This is a genomic window from Streptomyces sp. A0642, assembly GCF_004795105.1.
In the GTDB taxonomy this organism is placed as follows: Bacteria; Actinomycetota; Actinomycetes; order Streptomycetales; family Streptomycetaceae; genus Streptomyces.
Genome location: NZ_SSBL01000034.1, coordinates 1 through 21,204, shown reverse-complemented (window position 1 = coordinate 21,204; position 21,204 = coordinate 1). Strand labels below are relative to the sequence as shown.

The following is a 21,204-nucleotide window of genomic DNA, read 5'->3' as shown; positions in this document are numbered from 1 at the left end:
CCACACCATACGGACGAAGCTCCCTAAAGGTAAGTCTTGACTTACTTGTTGGGGCTATGCCCCTGGCCCCTGCACGGTCGACCGCGTTTACGCGTCACGCATTTGACTTCTCCGTATATCAGAATTCTGGACGGAATCACTCTCGATCGAATCGAGCCAGTGCCGCAGACTCGCGGCGGTCTCCGCCGCCCGGTCCTCGATGATCGAGAAGTGGTCTGCCTCGATGTACTCGGCCGGTCCTCGGTGTTGCCAGTCGGGGACGGGCTCGAACGCGCCGAAGCTGCTCAGCGTCACGGTGGCCCGCAGGTTCAGTGTCGGAGCGGCGATCGGCTCGGCTTCGCGCTCGGGGTAGATCCGCACGTAGCCGCCCATGGAAACCAGACCGTGGTCGTCCAGGGGGGTCAGCGCATTGTCCCGGGACAGGATCTGCCCCAGCGCGTCGGTGAGGACGCGGCGGGTCGCTTCGGGCTCGTCCGGGGCGTAGGTATCGATCATCGCGAGGCCCGCGAGCTCGCGGCCGCGACTTTCGATCCGCCGGGCGACCGCATGCGCGACCGCGCCGCCTGCCGAATAGCCGATGAGCGCCGCCGGGCCCCGCTCCAGTTCCGATACGACGGCCGCGGCGAGGCTCTCGATCGCCGCATCCCAGGTCGCCGGCAGGTCCTCGCCCGCGCGCATCCCGGGCAGCCGCAGCGCACTGACCTGTCGCTCGCCGCCCAGTTCACGGGCCAGGCGGGCGAACTGGTGGGGCCCTGATCCCGCGAGGAACGACGGGATGCAGATCAGTGCCGGTGCCGCGGCGCCGCGCGCCAGGAGCTGCGCCGCGGCCGGGGGGCGTGCGGCGGCCTCGCCGGCGGTGTAGGCGGGCATCAGGGCCGAGCTCGCGGTCAGCAGGGGCATCGCCGCTGCCAGTTCGCCGCGGCGGTGTGCCGCCGAAACCAGGTCGGTGAGCGTGCCGCGCACCCCGGCCGGTTCCTGCTCGGCCACCTCGGTGCCGGGCTCCTCGATCCGCGATCGCACGAGCTTCGCCACATCGGCGGCGGTCGGGTGATCGAAGATCAGCGTCAACGGCAGCTCCAGATCGGTCAGTTGAGTGAGCCGGTTACGGAATTCCACCGCCCCCAGGGAGTCGAACCCGAGCTCGGTGAACAGCGCGTGCGGGTCGATGGCCTCACCGGACCGGTGACCGAGGACCGCAGCCGCGACGTTGCGCACCTCCCGCAAGATCACACCGTCGCGGTCCGCGTCGGGCAGTGCGGCCCATTGCTGCGCCAGGCTGACCTCGGTACCCGCGGCGGCCGCGGGAACCCGGATCATGCCGCGCAGCATCGCGGGCAGGGTGCCGCCGCGCGCCAGGTCGGTGAGGGCCGCCGTGTCCAGCAGCGCGGTCACCGGGGTCGCGCGGTCCGTGGCGAGTGCGTTGTCGAACAGCGCCATGCCGGACTCCGCGTCGATCGGGACCAGGCCGAGCCTGGTCCGGATCCGGCGGGTGTGCTGCTCGCCGCCGTCTCCGCCGAGCGCCCCTGCCATCCCGACGGTCCACAGTCCCCAGGCCAGTGAGTGTGCGGGCAGGCCCGCGCTGCGCCGCACCCGTGCCAGCGCGTCCAGCGCGCTGTTCGCGGCGGCGTAGTTGCCCTGTCCCTGTCCGCCGAGCAGCGGCGCCGCGGACGAGAACAGCACGAACGCCGAAAGATCCAGGTCGCGGGTCAGCCCGTGCAGGTGCAGTGCCGCATCGACCTTCGGCGCCAGCACCCGCGTCGTCTGCGCGGTGGTGAGGCTGTCGAGTGTGCCGTCGTCCAGGACGCCCGCCGTGTGGATGACGGCGGTCAGCGGGGCGTCGGGGCCGATGCCGTCCAGCAGGGCCTGGACGGCGGCACGTTCGGTGACGTCGCATCCCACGACCCGGACCCGGGCGCCGAGAGCGGTCAGCTCGGCAACCAGTTCGTCGGCACCTTCCGCGGCCGGACCGCGCCGGGAGGCCAGCAGCAGGTGCCGTGCGCCGTGCTCCGTGACCAGATGCCGGGCGACGATCGCGCCGATGCCGCCGGTGCCGCCGGTGATGAGGACCGTGCCACGGTCGAACGACGGCGGCACGCCCGGTTCGGTTACGGGAAGCGGCTGCAGGCGCGGCGCGAGGAGCCGGCCCTCGCGAACGGCCAGGTGCGGTTCGCCCTGGGCCACGGCGTCGACGAGCGACGCGACCGGCAGGGCGTCGCCGTCGTGGTCGATGAGCTGGAACCGGCCCGGGTACTCCGCCTGTGCGCTGCGCACCAGACCGGCGACGGCGGCCCCGACCAGATCGGGTTCCTCGCCCGGCAGCCCGGCAGCCCCGCGCGTCACGATCACGAGCCGGCCGGGGTGTTCGGCGCCGGTCCAGCTCTGCAGGAGGGCGAGCGCCCTCAGCACACCGGTGTGGACGTCCGCCGCGCCGCCGTCCGTTTCGCGGGGCGCCTGCCACACCACCGTGTCGGGGACCTCCCGCAACGCACCGAGCTCCGCGAGGCCGGCACAGCTGGCGGGAGGCTCAGGAGCCTCGACGAACGCGGGGTCGCCCAGCACGGCGATGCGCCGGGCGTCGGCCTCGCGGGCGGCGGGCACGGTGACCCATTCGAGGTCGAACAGCGGTGCCGCGCCCTGCAGCTGGGCCAGCGCCGCCCGCTCGATCGGGCGGACCCGCACCGACTCCACGCTCAGTACCGGGGCGCCGGTCGCATCGACGGCGTCCACGCGGAAGGTGTCCGGCGCGGTGCGGGCGATACGCACGCGCAGGGCGGCCGCGCCGGACTGCGCCGGCTGAACACCGCCGAAGGCGAACGGCAGGGGCGCCCGGCCGTCGGGTCCCTTCCCGGCGAGAAGGCCGGCAGCCGGGTGGAACACCGCGTCCAGCAGCGCCGGGTGCAGCCCGAACGCCGTGGCGCCCGCCGCGGTTGCGGCATCGAGTGACAGATCGGCGAAGACTTCCTCCCCGCGCAGCCACGCCATACGGACGCCCTGGAACGCGGGTCCGAACGCGAACCCGAGGTCGCCGAGCACGCGGTACACCTCTGCCCCGTCGACCGGTTCGCCCTCGGCCGGGGGCCAGACCCGGTGCCAGCCGGGCGCCGCGGCCGGTATGGCGGGAGTGAGCAGGCCACGGGCCTGCGGCACCCAGGTGTCGGCGACGCGGGCGTGGACGGTCACGGTCCGGTGCCCCTCGGCGTCGGGTCCGCCGACCGCGAGCTGAAGATCCGCGCCGCCCTCGGCCGGAAGGATCAGCGGCGCATCGAGCGTCAGTTCCGCCAGGCGCGGCACGCCGAGCCGGGCACCGGCGGCCAGCGCCAGTTCGACGAATCCGGTCCCCGGCATCACGACCGTGCCGTGAACCGTGTGGTCGGCGAGCCAGGGGTGGGTGCGCTGCGAGAGCCTGCCGGTGAACAGCCACTCGTCCGTGCCGGCGAGCTGTACCTGGGCGTGCAGCAGCGGATGGCCTGCGGAGTCGGCGCCGGCGAGCGGCGCGGCGCTCTCCGCAGGCCGCAGCCAGAAGCGTTCGTGCTGGAAGGGATAGGTGGGCAGGGCGATCCGTGTCTGCGGCCGGGCCCCGAAGTAGTCGGCCCACCGCACCGGCCGGCCCGCACAGTGGGCGGCGGCCAGCGCGGTGACCAGCTGCTCGGGTTCGGCGGCCGTACGGCGGGAGCCCGCGACGACCGATGCGCGCTGGGCGGGATCGGCTGCCAGCGTGGCACGGGTCATGGTGGTCAGCACCGCGTCGGGGCCCAGCTCGACGAAGAGGCCGGCGCCCGACTGGAGGAGGGAGCGCACGGCCGGAGCGAAGCGCACCGCCTCACGCACCTGCCGGACCCAGTACTCGGGTGTGCCCAGGGACGCGTGGGCGAAGGCGCCGGTGACCGTGGAGCACAGGGCGAGGGACGGCTCGTGGTACGTCAGGTCCGCGGCGATCTCCGCGAAGTCGCTCAGCATGGGATCCATCAGGGCGGAATGGAACGCGTGGCTCACCCGCAGCCGGCTGGTCCTGACGCCCTCGGCCCTCAGCAGCGCATCGAGCGCCGACACCGCGCCGGTGTTCCCGGAGAAGACCACTGCTTCGGGAGCGTTGACCGCCGCCAGGGACACCGAGGCGGCCGAGGAGCTGTTGACCTCGGCCACCAGCTCCTCGGCCCGCGCCTCCGGCACCGCGGCGGCCAGCATGCTCCCCCCGGCCGGCAGCGCCCCCATCAAACGGCCCCGGGCCGCGACGAGCCGGCACGCGTCCGGCAGCGACCACACACCGGCCACGTATGCGGCGGCCAGCTCGCCGATGGAATGCCCGGCCACCGCGTCCGGGGTCACGCCCATCGACTCCACGAGGCGGAACATCGCCACCTCGAACGCGAACAGCGCGGGCTGGGCGTACTCGGTGCGATCGAGCAGGGCCCCGTCATCCGCACCGAACATCACGTCCTGCAGCGGGTGTTCCAGGTGCGCGTCGAACTCCGCGCACACCTCGTCGAGCGCGGCGGCGAAAACCGGGAACTCCCGGTACAGTCCGGCGCCCATCCCGGTCCGCTGCGCGCCCTGACCGGTGAACAGGAACGCTGTCGTACCGGTGCGGCCGACGCCGTCCACGATGCCCGTTCCCGGCTCGCCGGCCGCCAGCCGGGCCAGGGCCGCCAGCAGCGATTCCCGGTCCGGGCCCACGACCGCGGCGCGCTCCTCGAGTTGCGCGCGGTGCAGTGCCAGCGTCGCTGCGGCGTCGGTCAGGTCGAGCCCGGGGCGTTCGCTCAGTGTGTCGTGCAGGCGCCGCGCCTGGGCCCGCAGCGCGGCGGGCGTCCGCGCGGACAGCAGCAGCGGCACGGCCGCCGGGTCCGGTGCGCCGGCCGGCTGCGGCGGGGCCGCAGGCGCCTCTTCGATGATCACGTGCGCGTTGGTCCCGCTGATCCCGAACGACGACACACCCGCCCGGCGCGGGCGCTCCACGGCCGGCCACGGCTCCGCGTCGGTCAGGATCCGTACCGCGCCCGGCGTCCACTCCACGTGCGGCGAGGGAGCATCGACGTGCAAAGTGGCCGGCAGCACCTCGTGCCGCAGCGCCTGCACCATCTTGATCACACCACCGACACCGGCCGCCGCCTGCGTGTGCCCGATGTTCGACTTCAGCGAACCGATCCGCAGCGGCTCGGTGCGCTCCTGCCCGTAGGCGTTGATCAGCGCCTGCGCCTCGATCGGGTCGCCCAGCGTGGTGCCGGTGCCGTGTGCCTCCACGGCGTCCACCTCGGCCGCGGCCAGACCCGCGTTGGCCAGTGCCTGGGCGATCACCCGCTCCTGGGAGGGGCCGTTGGGTGCGGTCAGGCCGTTGCTCGCACCGTCCTGGTTGATGGCGCTGCCACGGATCACGGCCAGTACCGGGCGCCCGTTGCGCTGCGCGTCGGACAGCCGTTCAAGGGCCAGCACACCGACACCCTCGGCCCACGAAACACCGTCCGCACTGCTGGAGAACGCCTTGCAGCGCCCGTCCGGCGACAGCGCCCGCTGCCGGGAGAACTCCAGGAACAGCAGCGGAGTCGACATGACCGTCACTCCGCTGGCCAGGACCAGCGAGGTCTCCCCCGCGCGCAGCGCCTGCACCGCCAGGTGCAGCGCCACCAGCGACGACGAGCACGCCGTGTCCACCGTCACCGCAGGCCCTTCCAGGCCGAGGGAGTAGGAGACCCGGCCGGACACGACACTGCCGGCCGATCCGGTCGCCAGATAGCCTTCCGCGGCGCCGTCGGCGGCCTCGCGCGCCGTGTACCCGTAGTCCTGGTACATGACGCCCGCGTAGACCCCGGTGTCGCTGCCCCGCAGTGCGGCCGGATCGATACCGGCGTCCTCGAGCGCTTCCCAGGACGCCTCCAGCAGCAGCCGCTGCTGCGGGTCCATCGCCGCCGCCTCGCGGGGGCCGATCCCGAAGAAGGCGGCGTCGAAGTCGCCTGCGGCGTGCAGGAATCCGCCTTCCCGGGTGTAGATCTTGCCCGGTTTGCCCGGGTCGGTGTCGTACAGGTGGTCGACGTCCCAGCCGCGGTCTCCCGGTATCGGGGTGATCGCGTCGACACGCCCGTCGATCAGGTCCCAGAGCTGGCCGGGATTCTCGACGCCGCCGGGATACCGGCAGCTCATGCCGACGATCGCGATCGGCTCGTCGGCCCCGCCGGCGGTCGTGGACCGGGTCCTGGCCGGGGCGGGACGCGGCCGGGCCGGCTGCGAACCGTCGACCCGGGTGCGCAGGAAGCCCGCGACAGCGGCGGCGTTCGGATAGTCGAACACCAGGGTGGCCGAGAGCCGGACACCGGTGGCGGCGGTCACCTTGTTGCGGAACTCGACTCCGCCGAGCGAGTCGAAGCCCAGTTCTGAGAACGGTGTCTCGGGGGCGATGGCATCGGCCGACTCGTGGCCGAGGACCGCGGCGGCGATCACGCGGACCTCATCGCGGATCAGCGACTCCCACTGCTCGGCGGGGGCATCGAGCAGCCGCTGACGCAGCGGGCTGTCGGCTATCCGCTCGCGCGAGGGCAGGCGGATCAGGCCGCGCAGGAGCGCGGGCAGCGTGCCGAGCCGGCCCAGCGCGGTGAGCGCCGGCGTGTCGAGCAGCGCGGTCATCAGCATCGGTTCATCGCAGGTCAGCGCAGAGTCGAGCATCCGCATGCCGGTGTCCGGCTCGATCGGGGACAGACCGAGCCGGGTGCGGATCTGGCGCACCAGATTTTCGCCGCCCGCGTCGTTCAGCGCCTCGGCCATGCCGAGCTTCCACAGTCCCCAGGCCAGCGAGTGCGCGGCCAGGCCTGCGCTGCGGCGCGCCTGGACGAGCGCGTCCATCGCCGCGTTCGCGGCCGCGTAGTTGCCCTGGCCCTGCCCGCCGAGCAGCGGCCCGGCGGAGGAGAACAGCACGAACGCCGAAAGATCCAGGTCGCCGGTCAGCTCATGCAGATGCCAGGCGGCGTCGACCTTCGGGGCGAGCACGCGGTCCACCTGCTCGGCGGTCAGGGTCTCGATCGTGCCGTCGTCGGACACGCCGGCGGTGTGCACCACGGCTGTCAGCGGTTGGTGTGCGGGTACGGATTCCAGCAGCGCGGCGACCTCGGCGCGCTCGCTGACGTCGCACGCGGCGACGCGTACGTCGGCGCCCAGCGCGGTCAGTTCGGCGACCAGTTCCTCGACACCCGGCGCGGCCGCGCCGCGGCGTGAGGCGAGGAGCAGCGTGCGCACCCCATGCCGGGCGACCAGGTGGCGTGCGGTGACGGCGCCCAGTCCGCCCGCGCCGCCGGTGATCAGGACCGTGCCGTCACCGAAATGTCCGCCGGCCGGTTCCCCGGTGGCCGCGCGCACCAGCCTCGGTACCAGGGTCGCACCGTCGCGGATCGCGAGCTGTGGTTCGTCCATGGCGGCCGCGGCGGCGATCCGTTGACGCAGGTCCCCGACGTCGTCGGGGCCGAGGTCGACGTTCACGATGCGTCCGGGGTTCTCCGACTGCGCACTGCGTACCAGGCCCCGGACGGCCGCTGCCGCGGGGTCCGGCATCTCCCCGGGCAGACCTGCCCCGTTGCGGGTCAGCACGACCAGTGCCGAGTCGGCGCAGCCCGGTTCCGTGAGCCAGTCGCGCAGCACCGCGAGGGCGCTGTGCACGGCCCTGCGAACGGCCGCGGGGACTTCCTCGCCGTCCGCCGGTGCCGTCTCGGGCGACCAGAGGACCGCCGCGCCGCTGCGACCACCGCCCGCCGCGTACGCGGCGACGTCCTCGAAGGTCTCGGCGCAGCCCGCGACGGGCTGCCCCAGTGCGACCAGTTGCCGGTCCGGCGCCGCCGGCGACGTCACCGTCACCGGCGTCCAGTCCAGGACGTAGAGCGGGTCACTGGCACCGGCGAGGGCGCTCGCGTCGGCGGGGCGGGCGAGTACGGCGTCGATCGACAGCACCGCGGCGCCGTCGGCGTCGCAGGCGTCGATACGCACCTTCTGGGGACCCGAGCGGATGATGCGGGCCCGTACCGACGTGGCGCCGGGCCGGAACACCCGGACGCCGCCGAAGGAGAACGGAAGCGGCAGCCTGCCATCGGGCAGGTCCTCGGCGAGCACGTCGATAGCGGCGTGGAAGACCGCGTCCAGGAGCGCCGGATGCACCCCGAAGCCCGCCGCCCGGCCCGCCGCCGTCTCGTCGAGAGCCACCTCGGTGAACACCTCGTCACCGCTGGTCCAGGCAGCGCGCACGCCCTGGAAACTCGGGCCGTATCCGAATCCCAGGTCGCCGAGCCGGTCGTACAGGCGGGCCCCGTCGACCTGTGTGCCCTCAGCCGGCGGCCAGTCGGGGCCGGTCCAGTGCGGTGTCACGCCGTCGGCAGGGGCGAGGGCGCCGGTGGCATGGAGCGTCCACTCCGGCTCGCCCGGGTGGGACGGCGCGGTGGCGGTGACAGCACGTGAGTGGACCGACAGGCGTCGGCGGCCGGTGTGATCGGGTTCGCTCACCGAGAGCTGCACGTCCACGGCAGCGGTGCCGTCGAAGACCAGCGGTGTCGCCAGGACGAGTTCGTCCAGGACGGGCAGGTCCAGCCGGCGCCCCGCGGCCAGGGCGAGGTCGACGAAACCGGTGCCGGGCAGGAGTACCGTTCCGAAAGCCGTGTGGTCGGCGATCCACGGCAGGTCGGCGACGGAGAGCCGGCCGCTGAACAGCCATTCGTCGCGTCCCGCGAGCGGCGCGGCGACACGCAGCATCGGATGATCGAGCGCGTGCAGGCCTGCGCGGCTCATGTCACCGAGCGCGTCGTCGTCGGGCTGTACCCAGTAGCGGCGGTGCTGGAAAGCGTAGCCGGGCAGATCGAGGTGGCGGGCCGGGCCTTCCGGCATCAGCGGCGCCCAGTCGATACCGGTACCCGAGCAGTGCACGGCGGCGAGCAGCCGCAGGAACTGGCCGGCCTCGTCGACACCGCGCCGTGCCGCCGCCGTGACCAGCGAGCGGGACTCCTCCTCATCGCCGAGTGTCTGACGGACCATCGCCGCCAGCACCGCGTCCGGGCCCACCTCGACGAACCGGCGCACGCCGGCATCGACGAGCGAGCGCACCGCGGGTGCGAACCGCACGGCCTCACGCACCTGTCGCACCCAGTACCCCGGCGTCAACAGCTCGGAGCCGGCCATCGCGCCGGACACCGTGGAGCACACGCCGATGCGCGGCATCCGGTACTCCACCGATCCGGCGACCTGCTCGTACTCGGCGAGCATCGGCTCCATCAGGGCCGAGTGGAAGGCGTGGCTGACCGTCAGCCGCTTGGTCTTCACGCCCTCTTCGGCCAGCCGGTCCTCCAGCGCGTGAACCGCCGCCGTCTCGCCCGAGAACACCACCGCCCCGGGCGCGTTCACCGCCGCCAGTGAGACCGTCCCGGCCGCGAGCAGTTCCCGCGCCCGGTCCTCCGGCACCGCGGCGGCGAGCATCGCGCCGCCCGCCGGCAGCGCTCCCATCAGCCGGCCCCGGGCGGCGACGAGCCGGCACACGTCGGCCAGCGACCACACCCCGGCCACATGGGCCGCGGCCAGCTCACCGATGGAGTGCCCGGCCACCACGTCCGGGGTCACGCCGAACGACTCCAGGAGGCGGTAGAGCGCCACCTCGAACGCGAACAGCGCGGGCTGGGTGAATTCCGTCCGGTCCAGCAGGGCGGGGCGTTCGGCATCACCGGTCCCGCCGGACATGATCTCGCGCAGCGATACCCCCAGCAGGGGATCGAGTTCCGCGCACACCTCGTCGAGGGCGGCGGCGAACACGGGGAACACGGCAGCCAGCCCCGCGCCCATTCCGATGCGCTGCGCGCCCTGGCCGGTGAACAGGAAGGCCGTCTCGCCCGGGGTGGCGGCGCCCGACACCACACGCGGGGATTCCGCGCCCGCGGCAAGGGCCGTGAGGCCTGCCAGGAGGCCGGCCCGGTCGGCGCCGAGCACCGCGCCACGCCGGCCCAGCTGGGCGCGCGCGGTGATCAGGACGGCGGCGACGTCGGCGTCCTCGGCTTCGGGGTGGTCGGTGAGCCAGGCCAGCAGCCGGCTCGCCTGGGCCCGCAGCGCGGGCTCCGACTTGGCCGAGAGCAGCCACGGCGCCGGCGGCGCGTGGCGGCCCTGCTGCGGCTGCGGCTCCTGTGCGACAGCGTCGCGGGCGGGCGGCGCCTCTTCCAGGATCACGTGCGCGTTGGTCCCGCTGATCCCGAACGACGACACACCCGTGCGGCGCGGGCGGTCGAGAACGGGCCAGGGCCGAGCCCGTGTCAGGAGTTTCACGGTGCCCTCCGACCAGTCGACCTCGGGGGTCGGCTCGTCCACGTGCAAGGTCGAGGGCATGACGCCCTCCCGCATCGCCATGACCATCTTGATCACGCCCACGACACCCGCCGCGGCCTGCGTGTGACCGATGTTCGACTTGACCGAACCCAGCCACAACGGGTTGTCGTCCGCACGGGCCCGGCCATAGGCGGACAGCAGCGCCTGTGCCTCGATCGGGTCGCCCAGACGCGTGCCCGTACCGTGCGCCTCCACCGCGTCCACCTCGGACGGCGTCAGCCGCGCGTCGGCCAGCGCGGCCCGGATGACCCGCTCCTGCGCGGGCCCGTTCGGTGCGGTCAGCTGGCTGCTCGCACCGTCCTGGTTCACCGCGGAACCACGGAGCACCGCCAGCACCCGGTGCCCGTCGCGCTGTGCGTCCGACAGCCGCTCCAGCACCAGGACGCCCACGCCCTCGGCCCAGCCGGTGCCGTCCGCCGACGAGGAGAACGCCTTGCAGCGCCCGTCCGGCGCCAGCCCGCGCTGCCGGGAGAACTCCACGAACGTGCCCGGTGTCGCCATCACCGTGACACCGCCGGCCAGCGCCATGGAGCATTCGCCCCCGCGCAGCGACTGAGCCGCGAGGTGCAGCGCGACCAGCGAGGACGAGCACGCGGTGTCGACCGTCACCGCCGGCCCCTCCAGGCCGAAGGTGTAGGACAGCCGGCCCGACGCGATACTGCCCGCGCTGCCGGTCAGCAGGTAGCCCTCGAAGTCCTCGGGCGCACGGGGCGTCCGGGAGCCGTAGTCGTCGTACATGACGCCCGCGTACACCCCGGTGCGGGTGCCCCGCAGCGCGGTCGGGTCGATGCCCGCGTGCTCGACGGCTTCCCACGCCGTCTCCAGGAGCAGCCGCTGCTGGGGATCCATCGCCGCCGCCTCGCGGGGGCTGATGCCGAAGAACTCGGCGTCGAACTGATCCGCCTCGTACAGGAAGCCGCCTTCGCGGGCGTACGAGGTCCCGAGGCGCTCGGGGTCGGGGTCGTACAGCTTCTCCAGGTCCCAGTCACGGCCCTCCGGGAAGGGACCGACCGCGTCGCGTTCGGCGCGCAACAGCTCCCACAGGTCGTCGGGAGAGGCGATACCGCCCGGGAGGCGGCAGGCCATCCCCACGATCGCGATCGGCTCGTGTGCGCGCTCCTCCAGCTCCTGCACACGCTGACGGCTCTCCCGCAGGTCGACGGTCGCCCGCTTGAGGTAGTCCCGGAGTTTCTGCTCGTTGCTCATGTCTACCTGCCGAGTTCATTGTCGAGTGCTGCGAAGAGTTGGTCGTCGCTCGCCAGATCGATGTCGGCGGCGTCGGGGCCGCCGTCCACCGTGCGGAGCAGGCCGCGCAGTCGCGTGGCGTACGTCCCTGCCTGTCCGTCGCCGTCCGCCGGGCCTGCGGCCGAGAGAGCGGCCTCCAGTACGTCCAGGGCCGCCTGGACCGGGTCCGGCGTTTCGCCGGCCAGTTCGCCTTGCAGGTACGCGGCGATGGCCCGGGTGCTCGGGTGGTCGAAGACGAGCGTGCTGGGCAGGCGCAGTCCGGTGGCGATGTTCAGCCGGTTGCGCAGTTCGACCGCGGTGAGGGAGTCCAGGCCCAGGTCCAGCAGTCCGCACTGGACGTCGATCGTCCGCGGGGCCGGGTGGGCGAGGACGATGCCGACCTGTTCCCTGACGAAGTCGAGCAGCAGGTGCTGCTGCTCCTCCCCGTCCAGGCCGGAGAGCCGCTGCGCCAGCGGGATCGGTGCCGGAGCGGAGGTGGGCCGGGGGGTCCGGCGTCCGGTGCGCACCAAGCCCCGGTACAGCTCGGGCAGTGCGTCGCCGAGGCCGCGCAGGGCCGCGAGGTCGAGCGCCACCGGGGCGAGCACCGGACCCGGCACCGCGTCGGCGCCGGGCCGTGGTGCGCCGGCTGCGGTCAGGACCGTGTCGAGGGCGGCCAGGGCCTGGCCGGCCGGCATCGGCAGGATCCCGTTGCGGGCGAGCCGGGCCCGGTCGGCATCGTCGAGGTCGTTCGCCATGCCGTCCTGCCACATGCCCCAGGCGAGGGACACGGCGGGCAGGCCCTCGGCGTGCCGGTGTGCGGCAAGCGCGTCCAGGAAGGTGTTGCCCGCGGCGTAGTTGGCCTGTCCGGCGTTGCCCACCAGGCCGGCGACGGAGGAGAAGAGAACGAAGTCCGTCAGGTCCAGTCCGGCGGTCAACTCGTGCAGGTTCCAGGCGGCTTCCACCTTCGGCCGCAGGACCCGGGACAGGCTCTGCGGGCTCAGGGCCTCCAGTGTGCTGTCCTCGACGACTCCGGCCGCGTGCACGACCGCGGTGAGCGGGTGGGTGTCCGGGACCGAGGCGAGCAGCGCCGCCAGGGCGTCGCGGTCGGCCGCGTCGCATGCCGCGACCCGTACCCGCGCACCGAGTCCCGTCAGTTCGGCGACCAGTTCCTGGGCCCCGCCCCGCCGGCTGGTGAGCAGCAGGTGGCGGGCGCCTCGGCCGGTCACCAGGTGGCGGGCGACCTGGGCTCCGAGCGCGCCGGTGCCGCCGGTGATCAGCACCGTGTGTTCCGGGTCGAACACGTCGCCGGTGTCCGGGGCCGGCACCGGGTGCGGGACCTTGGCGAGTCTGGTCACGTAGGCCTGTCCCCGGTGCAGTTCGAGCTGCGGACGGGGGTCGGCCAGGGCCGCGGCCAGCAGTTCGCGGGAGGCCGGCAGGCCGTCCGTGATCACGTGCTGGAAGCGTCCCGGGTGTTCCGACTCGGCGGTCCGCATCAGTCCGGACAGCGCGCTGTGCGCCAGTTCCCCGGTGCTCACCACGGCGAGCCGTGCTCCGGCCGGCGCGTCGGGGGCGAGCCACTGCCGCAGGACCGCCAGCACTTCCTGGGTGACCCGGCCGGTCTCGTGGACGGGGGCCGGGGCCACGGGAAGGACGACGACGTCGGGTGCGGCCGCGCCGTCGGCCGTCGCGGCGGCCAGTTCGGCGAGACCGCGGTGGTGCGGGGCGGCGAGTCCGAGGGCGGTCTCGCCGAGGACCACGATGCCCCGGTCGCCGGCGGCGGAGAGTTCCGTACCGGCCCGCTCCACCGCGTACACGTGCTGATCGCGGGGCCGGGTCAGCGCGGTCCCCGCCGGCAGGGCGCGCAGGGCGAGCGAGGCGACGGTGGCCACCGGTGCACCCGTCTCGTCCGCGATGTCGACCGCGACCGTCGCGTCCGGGCCGGCCGACAGCTTGACCCGCAGGGTGCCGGTGCCGCTCCGGGTCCCGGTCAGCCGGACGCCGCCGAAGGAGAAGGGCAGCCGGAGTCCGGCCGAATCCTCCAGGAGCAGTGCGTGCAGCGCGGCGTCGAACACTGCCGGGTGCAGGGCGAATCCGTCGGGGTCGGCGGGCGGCCGTACCTCGGCGTAGAGGTCGTCGCCCGAGCGCCATGCCGCCTGGAGGCCCTGGAAGGCGGGGCCGTAACCGTAGCCCTGGTCCGCGAGACGGTCGTACAGGTCATCGACCGGCTGGGGTTCGGCGCCGGCCGGCGGCCAGGACGCGAGATCGGGTCCGGGTACGGCGGTGAGGGCGGCCGTCACGGTTCCGGTGGCGTGCCGGTTCCAGGCCGTGTCCTCCTGTTCTCCCTCTGCGCGCGAGTGGACGGCGACGGGCCTGCGGCCGTCCGCGTCGGGGCCGCCGATGGTGATCTGGAGCTGGAGCGCGCCCTCGTCGGGGAGGGCCAGGGGTGCCTGGAGGGTGAGTTCCTCCAGGTGCTCGCAGCCGAGTGCGGCGCCCGCGTGGAGCGCGAGGTCCACCAGGGCCGTGCCGGGGACCAGCAGGGTGCCCGCGACGGTGTGGTCGGCGAGCCAGGGGTGGCTGCGGGCCGTGATCCGGCCGGTGAACAGGACGCCGTCGGAGTCCGCGAGCGGCACCGCGGCCCCGAGCAGCGGGTGCCGGGCGGAGTCGAGTCCGGCCGAGGTGACGTTGTCGCCGCCGGGTCCTTCCGTGAGCCAGTAACGCCGGCGCTGGAAGGGGTAGGTCGGCAGGTCCGCTGCGGGTCCGGTGTTCTCGCCGAACAGTGCGGGCCAGTGGACCGGCACGCCCCGTACGTGGGCGTGGGCCAGGGCGGTGACGGCGGTGTGCGGCTCGGGGCGCCCGGCGCGCAGCAGCGGGATAAGGAGCGATTGCGCGTCCAGGAAGTCCTGTCCCATCGCGCTGAGCACGCCGTCGGGGCCCAGTTCCAGGAAGGTCCGTACGCCTTCGGCCTCCAGGGCGCGTGCCGCGTCCAGGAAGCGCACGGGCCGGCGGACGTGCCGGACCCAGTACTCGGGCGTGGTCAGTTCCCCGGCGCCGACCGGCTGACCGGTCAGGGTGGAGACGATCGGGATGACCGGCGCGGTGAACGTGAGCCCCTTGGCGACCATCCGGAACTCGTCGAGCATCGCGTCCATGTGCGGGGAGTGGAAGGCGTGGCTGACGCGCAGCCGCTTGGTCTTGCGCCCCCGGGCGGAGAGTTCGGCGCCGACGGCCTCGACGGCTTCCGCGTCGCCCGAGAGCACCACGGAGGCGGGGCCGTTGACGGCGGCGATGTCCAGCAGGTCCTCCCGGCCGGCGAGCAGCGGCAGCACCTCCTGCTCCCCGGCCTGTACGGCGAGCATCGCGCCGCCGCCGGGCAGTGCCTGCATCAGCCGGCCGCGGGCGGCGACGAGCCGCGCCGCGTCCGCCAGCGAGAGGACGCCGGCGACGTGCGCGGCGGCCAGCTCACCAATGGAGTGACCCGCGAGGAAGTCCGGCCGTACGCCCCAGTGTTCGAGGAGCCGGAAGAGGGCGACCTCGGTGGCGAAGAGGGCGGGCTGCGCGTAGCCGGTCCGGTCCAGCGGCGCCGGGTCCGCACCGAAGAGGATGTCGAGGAGCGGTTCGCCCAGCCATGGGTCGAGCTCCGCGCATACGGCGTCCAGGGCCTGGGCGTAGGCGGGGTAGGCGGTGTACAGCTCCCGGCCCATGCCGAGCCGCTGGCTGCCCTGGCCGGTGAACAGGAAGGCGGTGCGCCCGTCCACGGGTGTGCCCCGCACGGCCGGTGCCGCGAGTGCGTCGGCCGCTTCGGCGGTGGTGGCGGCCACCACCACGGCGCGGTGCGGGAGGCCGGCGCGTCCGACGGCCAGGGTCCGGCCCGTCGCCGCCAGGTCCTGCGGCCCGGCGTCGGCGAGCGCCGCGCCCACCTGGCCGGCCTGTGCCAGCAGGGCGGCGTCGTTGTGCCCGGACAGCAGCAGTGGCACGACCGGCATCGGCTCGGCCGCCTGGGATGTCTCCTCGGCCGGCGGCTGCTCCACGATGACGTGGGCATTGGTGCCGCTGATGCCGAAGGAGGACACGCCCGCGCGGCGCGGCCGGCCGGTCTCGGGCCACGGCACCGCCTCGGTGAGCAGTTCCACCTCGCCCGCGGACCAGTCCACGTGCGGGCTGGGCTCGTCGATGTGGAGGCTCTTGGGAAGCACGCCGTGCTCCATCGCCTTGACCATCTTGATGACGCCGGCCACTCCGGCGGCGGCCTGGGAGTGTCCGATGTTGGACTTCAGGGAGCCCATCAGCAGGGGGGACGTACGCTCCTGCCCGTAGGTGGCGAGTACGGCCCGGGCCTCGATCGGGTCGCCCAGTGTGGTGCCGGTGCCGTGGGCCTCCAGCGCGTCGACGTCCGCGGTGGTCAGGCCCGCGTTGGTCAGCGCCTGGCGGATCACCCGTTCCTGGGAGGGGCCGTTGGGGGCGGTGAGGCCGTTGCTCGCGCCGTCCTGGTTGACGGCGGTTCCACGGATCACGCCGAGGATCCGGCGGCCGTTGCGCCGGGCGTCGGAGAGCCGCTCCAGCAGGAGGACTCCGGCGCCTTCGGCCCAGGCCGCCCCGTCCGCCCGCGCGGAGAAGGACTTGCACCGGCCGTCCGGTGCCAGGCCGCGCTGCCGGCTGAACTCGACGAACAGGGTGGGCGCGGCCAGCACGGTCACGCCGCCGGCCAGGGCCAGCTCGCATTCGCCGTTGCGCAGTGCCTGGGCGGCGAGGTGGAGGGAGACGAGCGAGGAGGAGCAGGCGGTGTCGACGGTGATCGCCGGGCCCTGCAGGCCGAAGGTGTAGGCGATGCGGCCGGAGGCGACACTGACCGTGCTGCCGACCGACAGGTAGCCCTCCATCCCCTCGGGGGTGTCCTTGAGGCGTGCTGCGTAGTCGTTGGCCATGACGCCGGCGAACACACCGGTCTGGGTGCCCTTGAGGGAGGTGGGGTCGATGCCCGCGCGCTCGAAGGCCTCCCAGCAGATCTCCAGCAGGAGTCGCTGCTGGGGGTCGATGGCGGTGGCCTCCCGTGCGCTGACCCCGAAGAGGTCGGGGTCGAACTGCGGTGCCTCGTAGAGGAATCCGCCGTGCCGGGTGTACGAGGTGCCCGTGTGATCGGGGTCCGCGTCGTACAGGCTCTCCAGATCCCAGCCCCGGTCGGCCGGGAAGGGGCCGATGGCGTCCCGCTCGTCGGACAGCAGCGTCCACAGCTCCTCCGGGGAGCCGGCCTCACCGGGGTAGCGGCAGGCCATCGCGACGATCGCGATCGGATCGTCGGAGGCGCCGGCGGCCGGTCCGGTGTGGGCGGGTTCGGTCTGGGCCGGGGCGGCGGCCGGGCTGCCCAGCAGTTCGGTCCTCAGGAAGCCGGCCAGCTCACTGGTGCTCGGGTGGTCGAACACCAGCGTCGCGGCCAGCTTCAAGCCGGTGGCCGCGTTCAGCCGGTTGCGGAGTTCCACCGCCTTGAGCGAGTCGAAGCCCAGCTCGTTGAAGGCCCGGTCGGGTGCGACCTGGCCGGCGTCGGTGTACCCCAGTACGGAGGCCACCACGCCTCGGACCAGTTCGAGGAGCGTGCGCTCCTGGTCCTGGGGGGGCAGGGGTGCCAGGCGTTCCCGGAGGGTGTTGCCGCCCGGCTTTTCGCCGGCGGCGGCGCGCCGCACCACCAGGCTGCGGAAGATCGCCGGCAGCGTGCCGTCCTCGTTCTGGGCCCGCAGTCCGGTGTAGTCGAGCAGCGCCGGTACGAGTACCGGCCGGCGGGTGGCGAGGGCCGCGTCGAACAGGGCAAGGCCCTGTTCGCTGCCGATGGGGGCGATGCCGCCCCGGGACATGCGGGCGAGGTCGGCGTCGGTCAGGTGGCCGGTCATCCCGCTGCCCTCGGCCCACAGGCCCCAGGCCAGCGACGTACCGGGCAGGCCCAGGGCCTGGCGGTGCTGCGCGAGGGCGTCCAGGTAGGTGTTGGCCGCGGCGTAGTTGGCCTGTCCCGGGGTGCCGACCGTGCCGGCCAGCGAGGAGAACAGGACGAACGCGTCCAGGTCCAGGCCGGCCGTCAGCTCGTGCAGGTGCCGTGCGGCATCGACCTTGGGGCGCAGGACGGTGTCGAGCTGTCCGGCCGTGAGGGCGTGCAGGGTGCCGTCGTCGAGGACGCCGGCGGTGTGCAGGACCGCGCTGAGCGGGTGCGGTGCGGGGATCGCGTCCAGCATCGCGGCGAGCGAAGCACGGTCGGCCGTGTCGCAGGCGACCACGGACACGCAGGCTCCGTGGGCCGTGAGTTCGGCCTCCAGCTCCAGCATGCCCGCCGCGTCCCGGCCCCGGCGGCTCGCCAGCAGCAGATGCCGTACACCGTGTTCGGCGACGAGGTGGCGGGCGAAAAGCTGCCCCAGGGTGCCGGTGGCGCCCGTGATGAGGACAGTGCCCTCGGGGTTCAGGGCGGGCACGGTGTCGTCCGCCTCGGGCGACCTGACCAGCCGGGGTACGAACAACGCCCCGTCGCGCAGGCTCACCTGCCCGTCCGGTACGCCCAGTGCGAGGCCGAGCTCGGCCTCGGAGAGGTCCTGGTCCGTCAGGTCCAGCAGGCCGAACCGGTCGGGGTGCTCGGTCATGGCGGTACGCACGAGACCCCAGACGGGAGCCGAAGCGAGTCCGGCCTCCGTGCGGGCGGTGGTCGCGTCACGGGTCAGGAACACCAGGCGCGAGCCGGCGAACCGGTCCTCGGCCAGCCATTCCTGGGCCAGCCGCAGAGCCTGGTGTGCCACGGCGCCGGGGCCGTTCTCGCCCGGGAGGGGGACCACGACCAGCGGCGGGTTCCCGACGATGCCGGCGATGTCCGCGTACCTGCCGCCGGGGGCGGGCAGACCGTGGTCCTTGTCGTCGAGGACGGCCCACCCGGCGGCCGGGGCGGCCTTGGGAGCGGCCGTCCACTCCACCTGGAGCACCGGCCGCCGGGAGGTGCCCGAGCCGGTCAGCTGCGCGGGGTCCACGGCCCGCAGGCCGAGCGTCCGCACCGAGGCGATCGGCGCTCCGCTCGCGTCGGCGAGGGACAGGGCGGCGCCCGAACCCTCCGGGGTGATCCGTACCCTCAGCACGCTGGCGTTCGCCGCGTGCAGCCGGACGCCGGTCCAGGCGAACGGCAGCACCAGGCGGCCGTCGGCCGCGAGAGCCAGCGGGTGCAGGGCGGCGTCGAGGAGGGCCGGGTGAATCCCGAACTCTCCCGGGGAGACGCCGTCCGGGAGCGCGACCTCGGCGAAGGTCTCCCGGCCGGTGCGCCACAGCGCCCGCAGGCCCTGGAAGGCGGGCCCGTAGTGGAAGCCCCGCTCGGCGAGCGTGTCGTACGCCGCCGTCAGGTCGACCGGCTCGGCGCCGGCCGGCGGCCAGGCGGTGTCGGCCGGTACGTCGGGGGGTCCTTCCGCGTGGCCCAGTACGCCGGTGGCGTGGAGGGTCCACGGGTGGCTCAGGGCGTCGTCGGAGTCGGGTTCCGGGCGGGAGTGCACCGACAGCGCGCGCCGGCCCTCCTCGTCCGGGGCGTCGACGACGGCCTGGAGCTGTACCGCACCTCGGCCGGACAGCACCAGCGGTGCCTGGAGGGTCAGTTCGTCGAGCTGGTCGAGGCCCGTGTGGTCGCCCGCCCGGATGGCGAGGTCCACGAACGCGGTGCCGGGGAGCAGTACGGTGCCGGCCACGGCGTGGTCGGCCAGCCAGGGGTGGGTGTTCAGGGCGATCCTGCTGCTGAGGACCAGCCTGTCCGCGTCGGCCAGCCAGAGCGCGGCGCCGACGAGCGGGTGCCGCTCGGCGGCCATGCCGAGCCCGCCCGCGTCCCCGGCCGTCACCGGGCCCTCCAGCCAGTGGCGCCGGCGCTGGAAGGGGTAGGTCGGCAGGTCGACGACCGCGCCGGGGCCGCCGAGCACCGCGGTCCAGTCGAGCGGGGCGCCCGAGACGTGGGCCTGCGCCGCGGAGGCGAGGAAGTCGTCGAGTCCGCCTTCGAAACGGTGGAGCGAGGGCACGGTGACGGCGCTGTCGTGGGTCGTGTCGTCGATCGTCTCCTGGAGCGCGATGGTCAGCACCGGGTGGGCGCTGGCCTCGATGAAGACACGGTGGCCCTGGTCGAGCAGCGTCCGGGTGGCCTCCTCCAGCTGGACGGTCCTGCGGAGGTTGCGGAACCAGTAGGCGCCGTCGAGCTCCGTGCCCTCCAGCGGCTGACCGGTGACGGTGGAGAGGAAGGGGACCTCGACCGCGCGCGGAGTGAGCGAGGACAGGGCGTCGAGAAGTTCGTCCCGCAGGCTCTCGACGTGCGCGGAGTGGGAGGCGTAGTCGACCGGGATGCGCTTGGCGCGCATCTTGTTGTCCTTGCAGTGGGCGACCAGCTCGTCGAGAGCGGTCACCTCTCCGGCGACCACGACGGAGCGCGGACCGTTGTGTGCGGCGATGTCGATGGCGCCGTCCCAGCGGGTGATGAGTGCGCGGACCTCGTCGGCGGGCAGGGCCACCGAGACCATGCCGCCCGTGCCCGCCAGCTTCACGATCGCCCGGCTGCGCAGCGCCACGACCTTCGCCGCGTCGTCCAGCGACAGCGCGCCGGCCACCGCGGCCGCTGCGATCTCGCCTTGCGAGTGGCCGATCACCGCGTCCGGCTCGATGCCCACCGAGCGCCACAGCGCGGCCAGGGACACCATCACGGCCCACAGCGCCGGTTGCACCACGTCCACCCGGTCGAATCCGGGCGCGCCCTCCACTGCGCGCAGCACGTCCAGCAGCGACCAGTCGGTGAACGGTGCGAGCGCCTGCTCGCACTCCATGAGCCGGGCGGCGAACACCGGGGAGGAGTCGAAGAGCTCCAGGGCCATGCCCTGCCACTGCGAGCCCTGTCCGGGGAACACGAACACCGTCTTGCCGGTGCCCGCGGCGGTGCCCTGCACCAGGTTCGGCGCGGTCGAGCCGGAGGCCAGCGCGTCGAGGCCCGCCAGCAGCTCGTCCCGGCCGGCGCCCGTGACCGTCGCCCGGAAGGGGAGGTGCGGGACGCGGGTGGCGAGAGCCGACGCCACGCGTGCCGGGTCGGTGTTCTGCGAGTCAAGCAGCTCACGTATCTGGCCGGCCCGGGCGGCGAGGGCCGCCTCGTTCTTCGCCGAGACCACCAGCGGAAGCCCCGCCACCGCGGGCTGGGCGGCCATGACCGGCTCCGGCCTTTGTTCCAGGACCACGTGCGCGTTCGTACCGCTGATGCCGAACGAGGAGACGGCCGCGCGGCGCGGTCGCGCCATCTGCGGCCAGGCGCCGTGCTCGGTGATCAGCTCCACCGCACCGGTGGACCAGTCGACGTGCGGCGTCGGCTCGTTCACGTGCAGCGTCGCCGGAAGCTCCGCGTGACGCATCGCCATCAGCATCTTGATGATGCCCGCGACACCGGCGGCGGCCTGGGTGTGGCCGATGTTCGACTTGATCGATCCGAGCCGCAGCGGCTCGACGCGGTCCTGGCCGTAGGTGGCCAGCAGCGCGTTGGCCTCGATCGGGTCACCGAGCCGGGAATCGCTCGCCAACGAGGCCGAGGAAATGGCCGCGGACTTCAAGTCGGCGAAGGAAGGCCACGAGGCCGATTACGGGCCCGTGGCCGAGCTGATGGCGGGCAAAGAAACCGACCGCACCTACTAC

The 21,204-nt window shown here is 73.8% G+C and carries 2 protein-coding genes; both read right to left on the bottom strand.

The window, feature by feature from the left end:
* Positions 1-87: 87 nt before the first annotated feature.
* Positions 88-11,532 carry a type I polyketide synthase gene (locus E6R60_RS32840; RefSeq protein WP_136330365.1) on the bottom strand — a complete coding sequence of 3,815 codons (11,445 nt, stop codon included), beginning with the start codon at positions 11,530-11,532 and terminating at the stop codon, positions 88-90.
* Between the two features lie 2 nt (positions 11,533-11,534).
* Positions 11,535-21,092 (bottom strand): type I polyketide synthase, encoded by a 9,558-nt coding sequence (locus E6R60_RS37645; RefSeq protein ID WP_168713714.1) that lies wholly within the window; start codon positions 21,090-21,092, stop codon positions 11,535-11,537.
* Between the last annotated feature and the right edge of the window lie 112 nt (positions 21,093-21,204).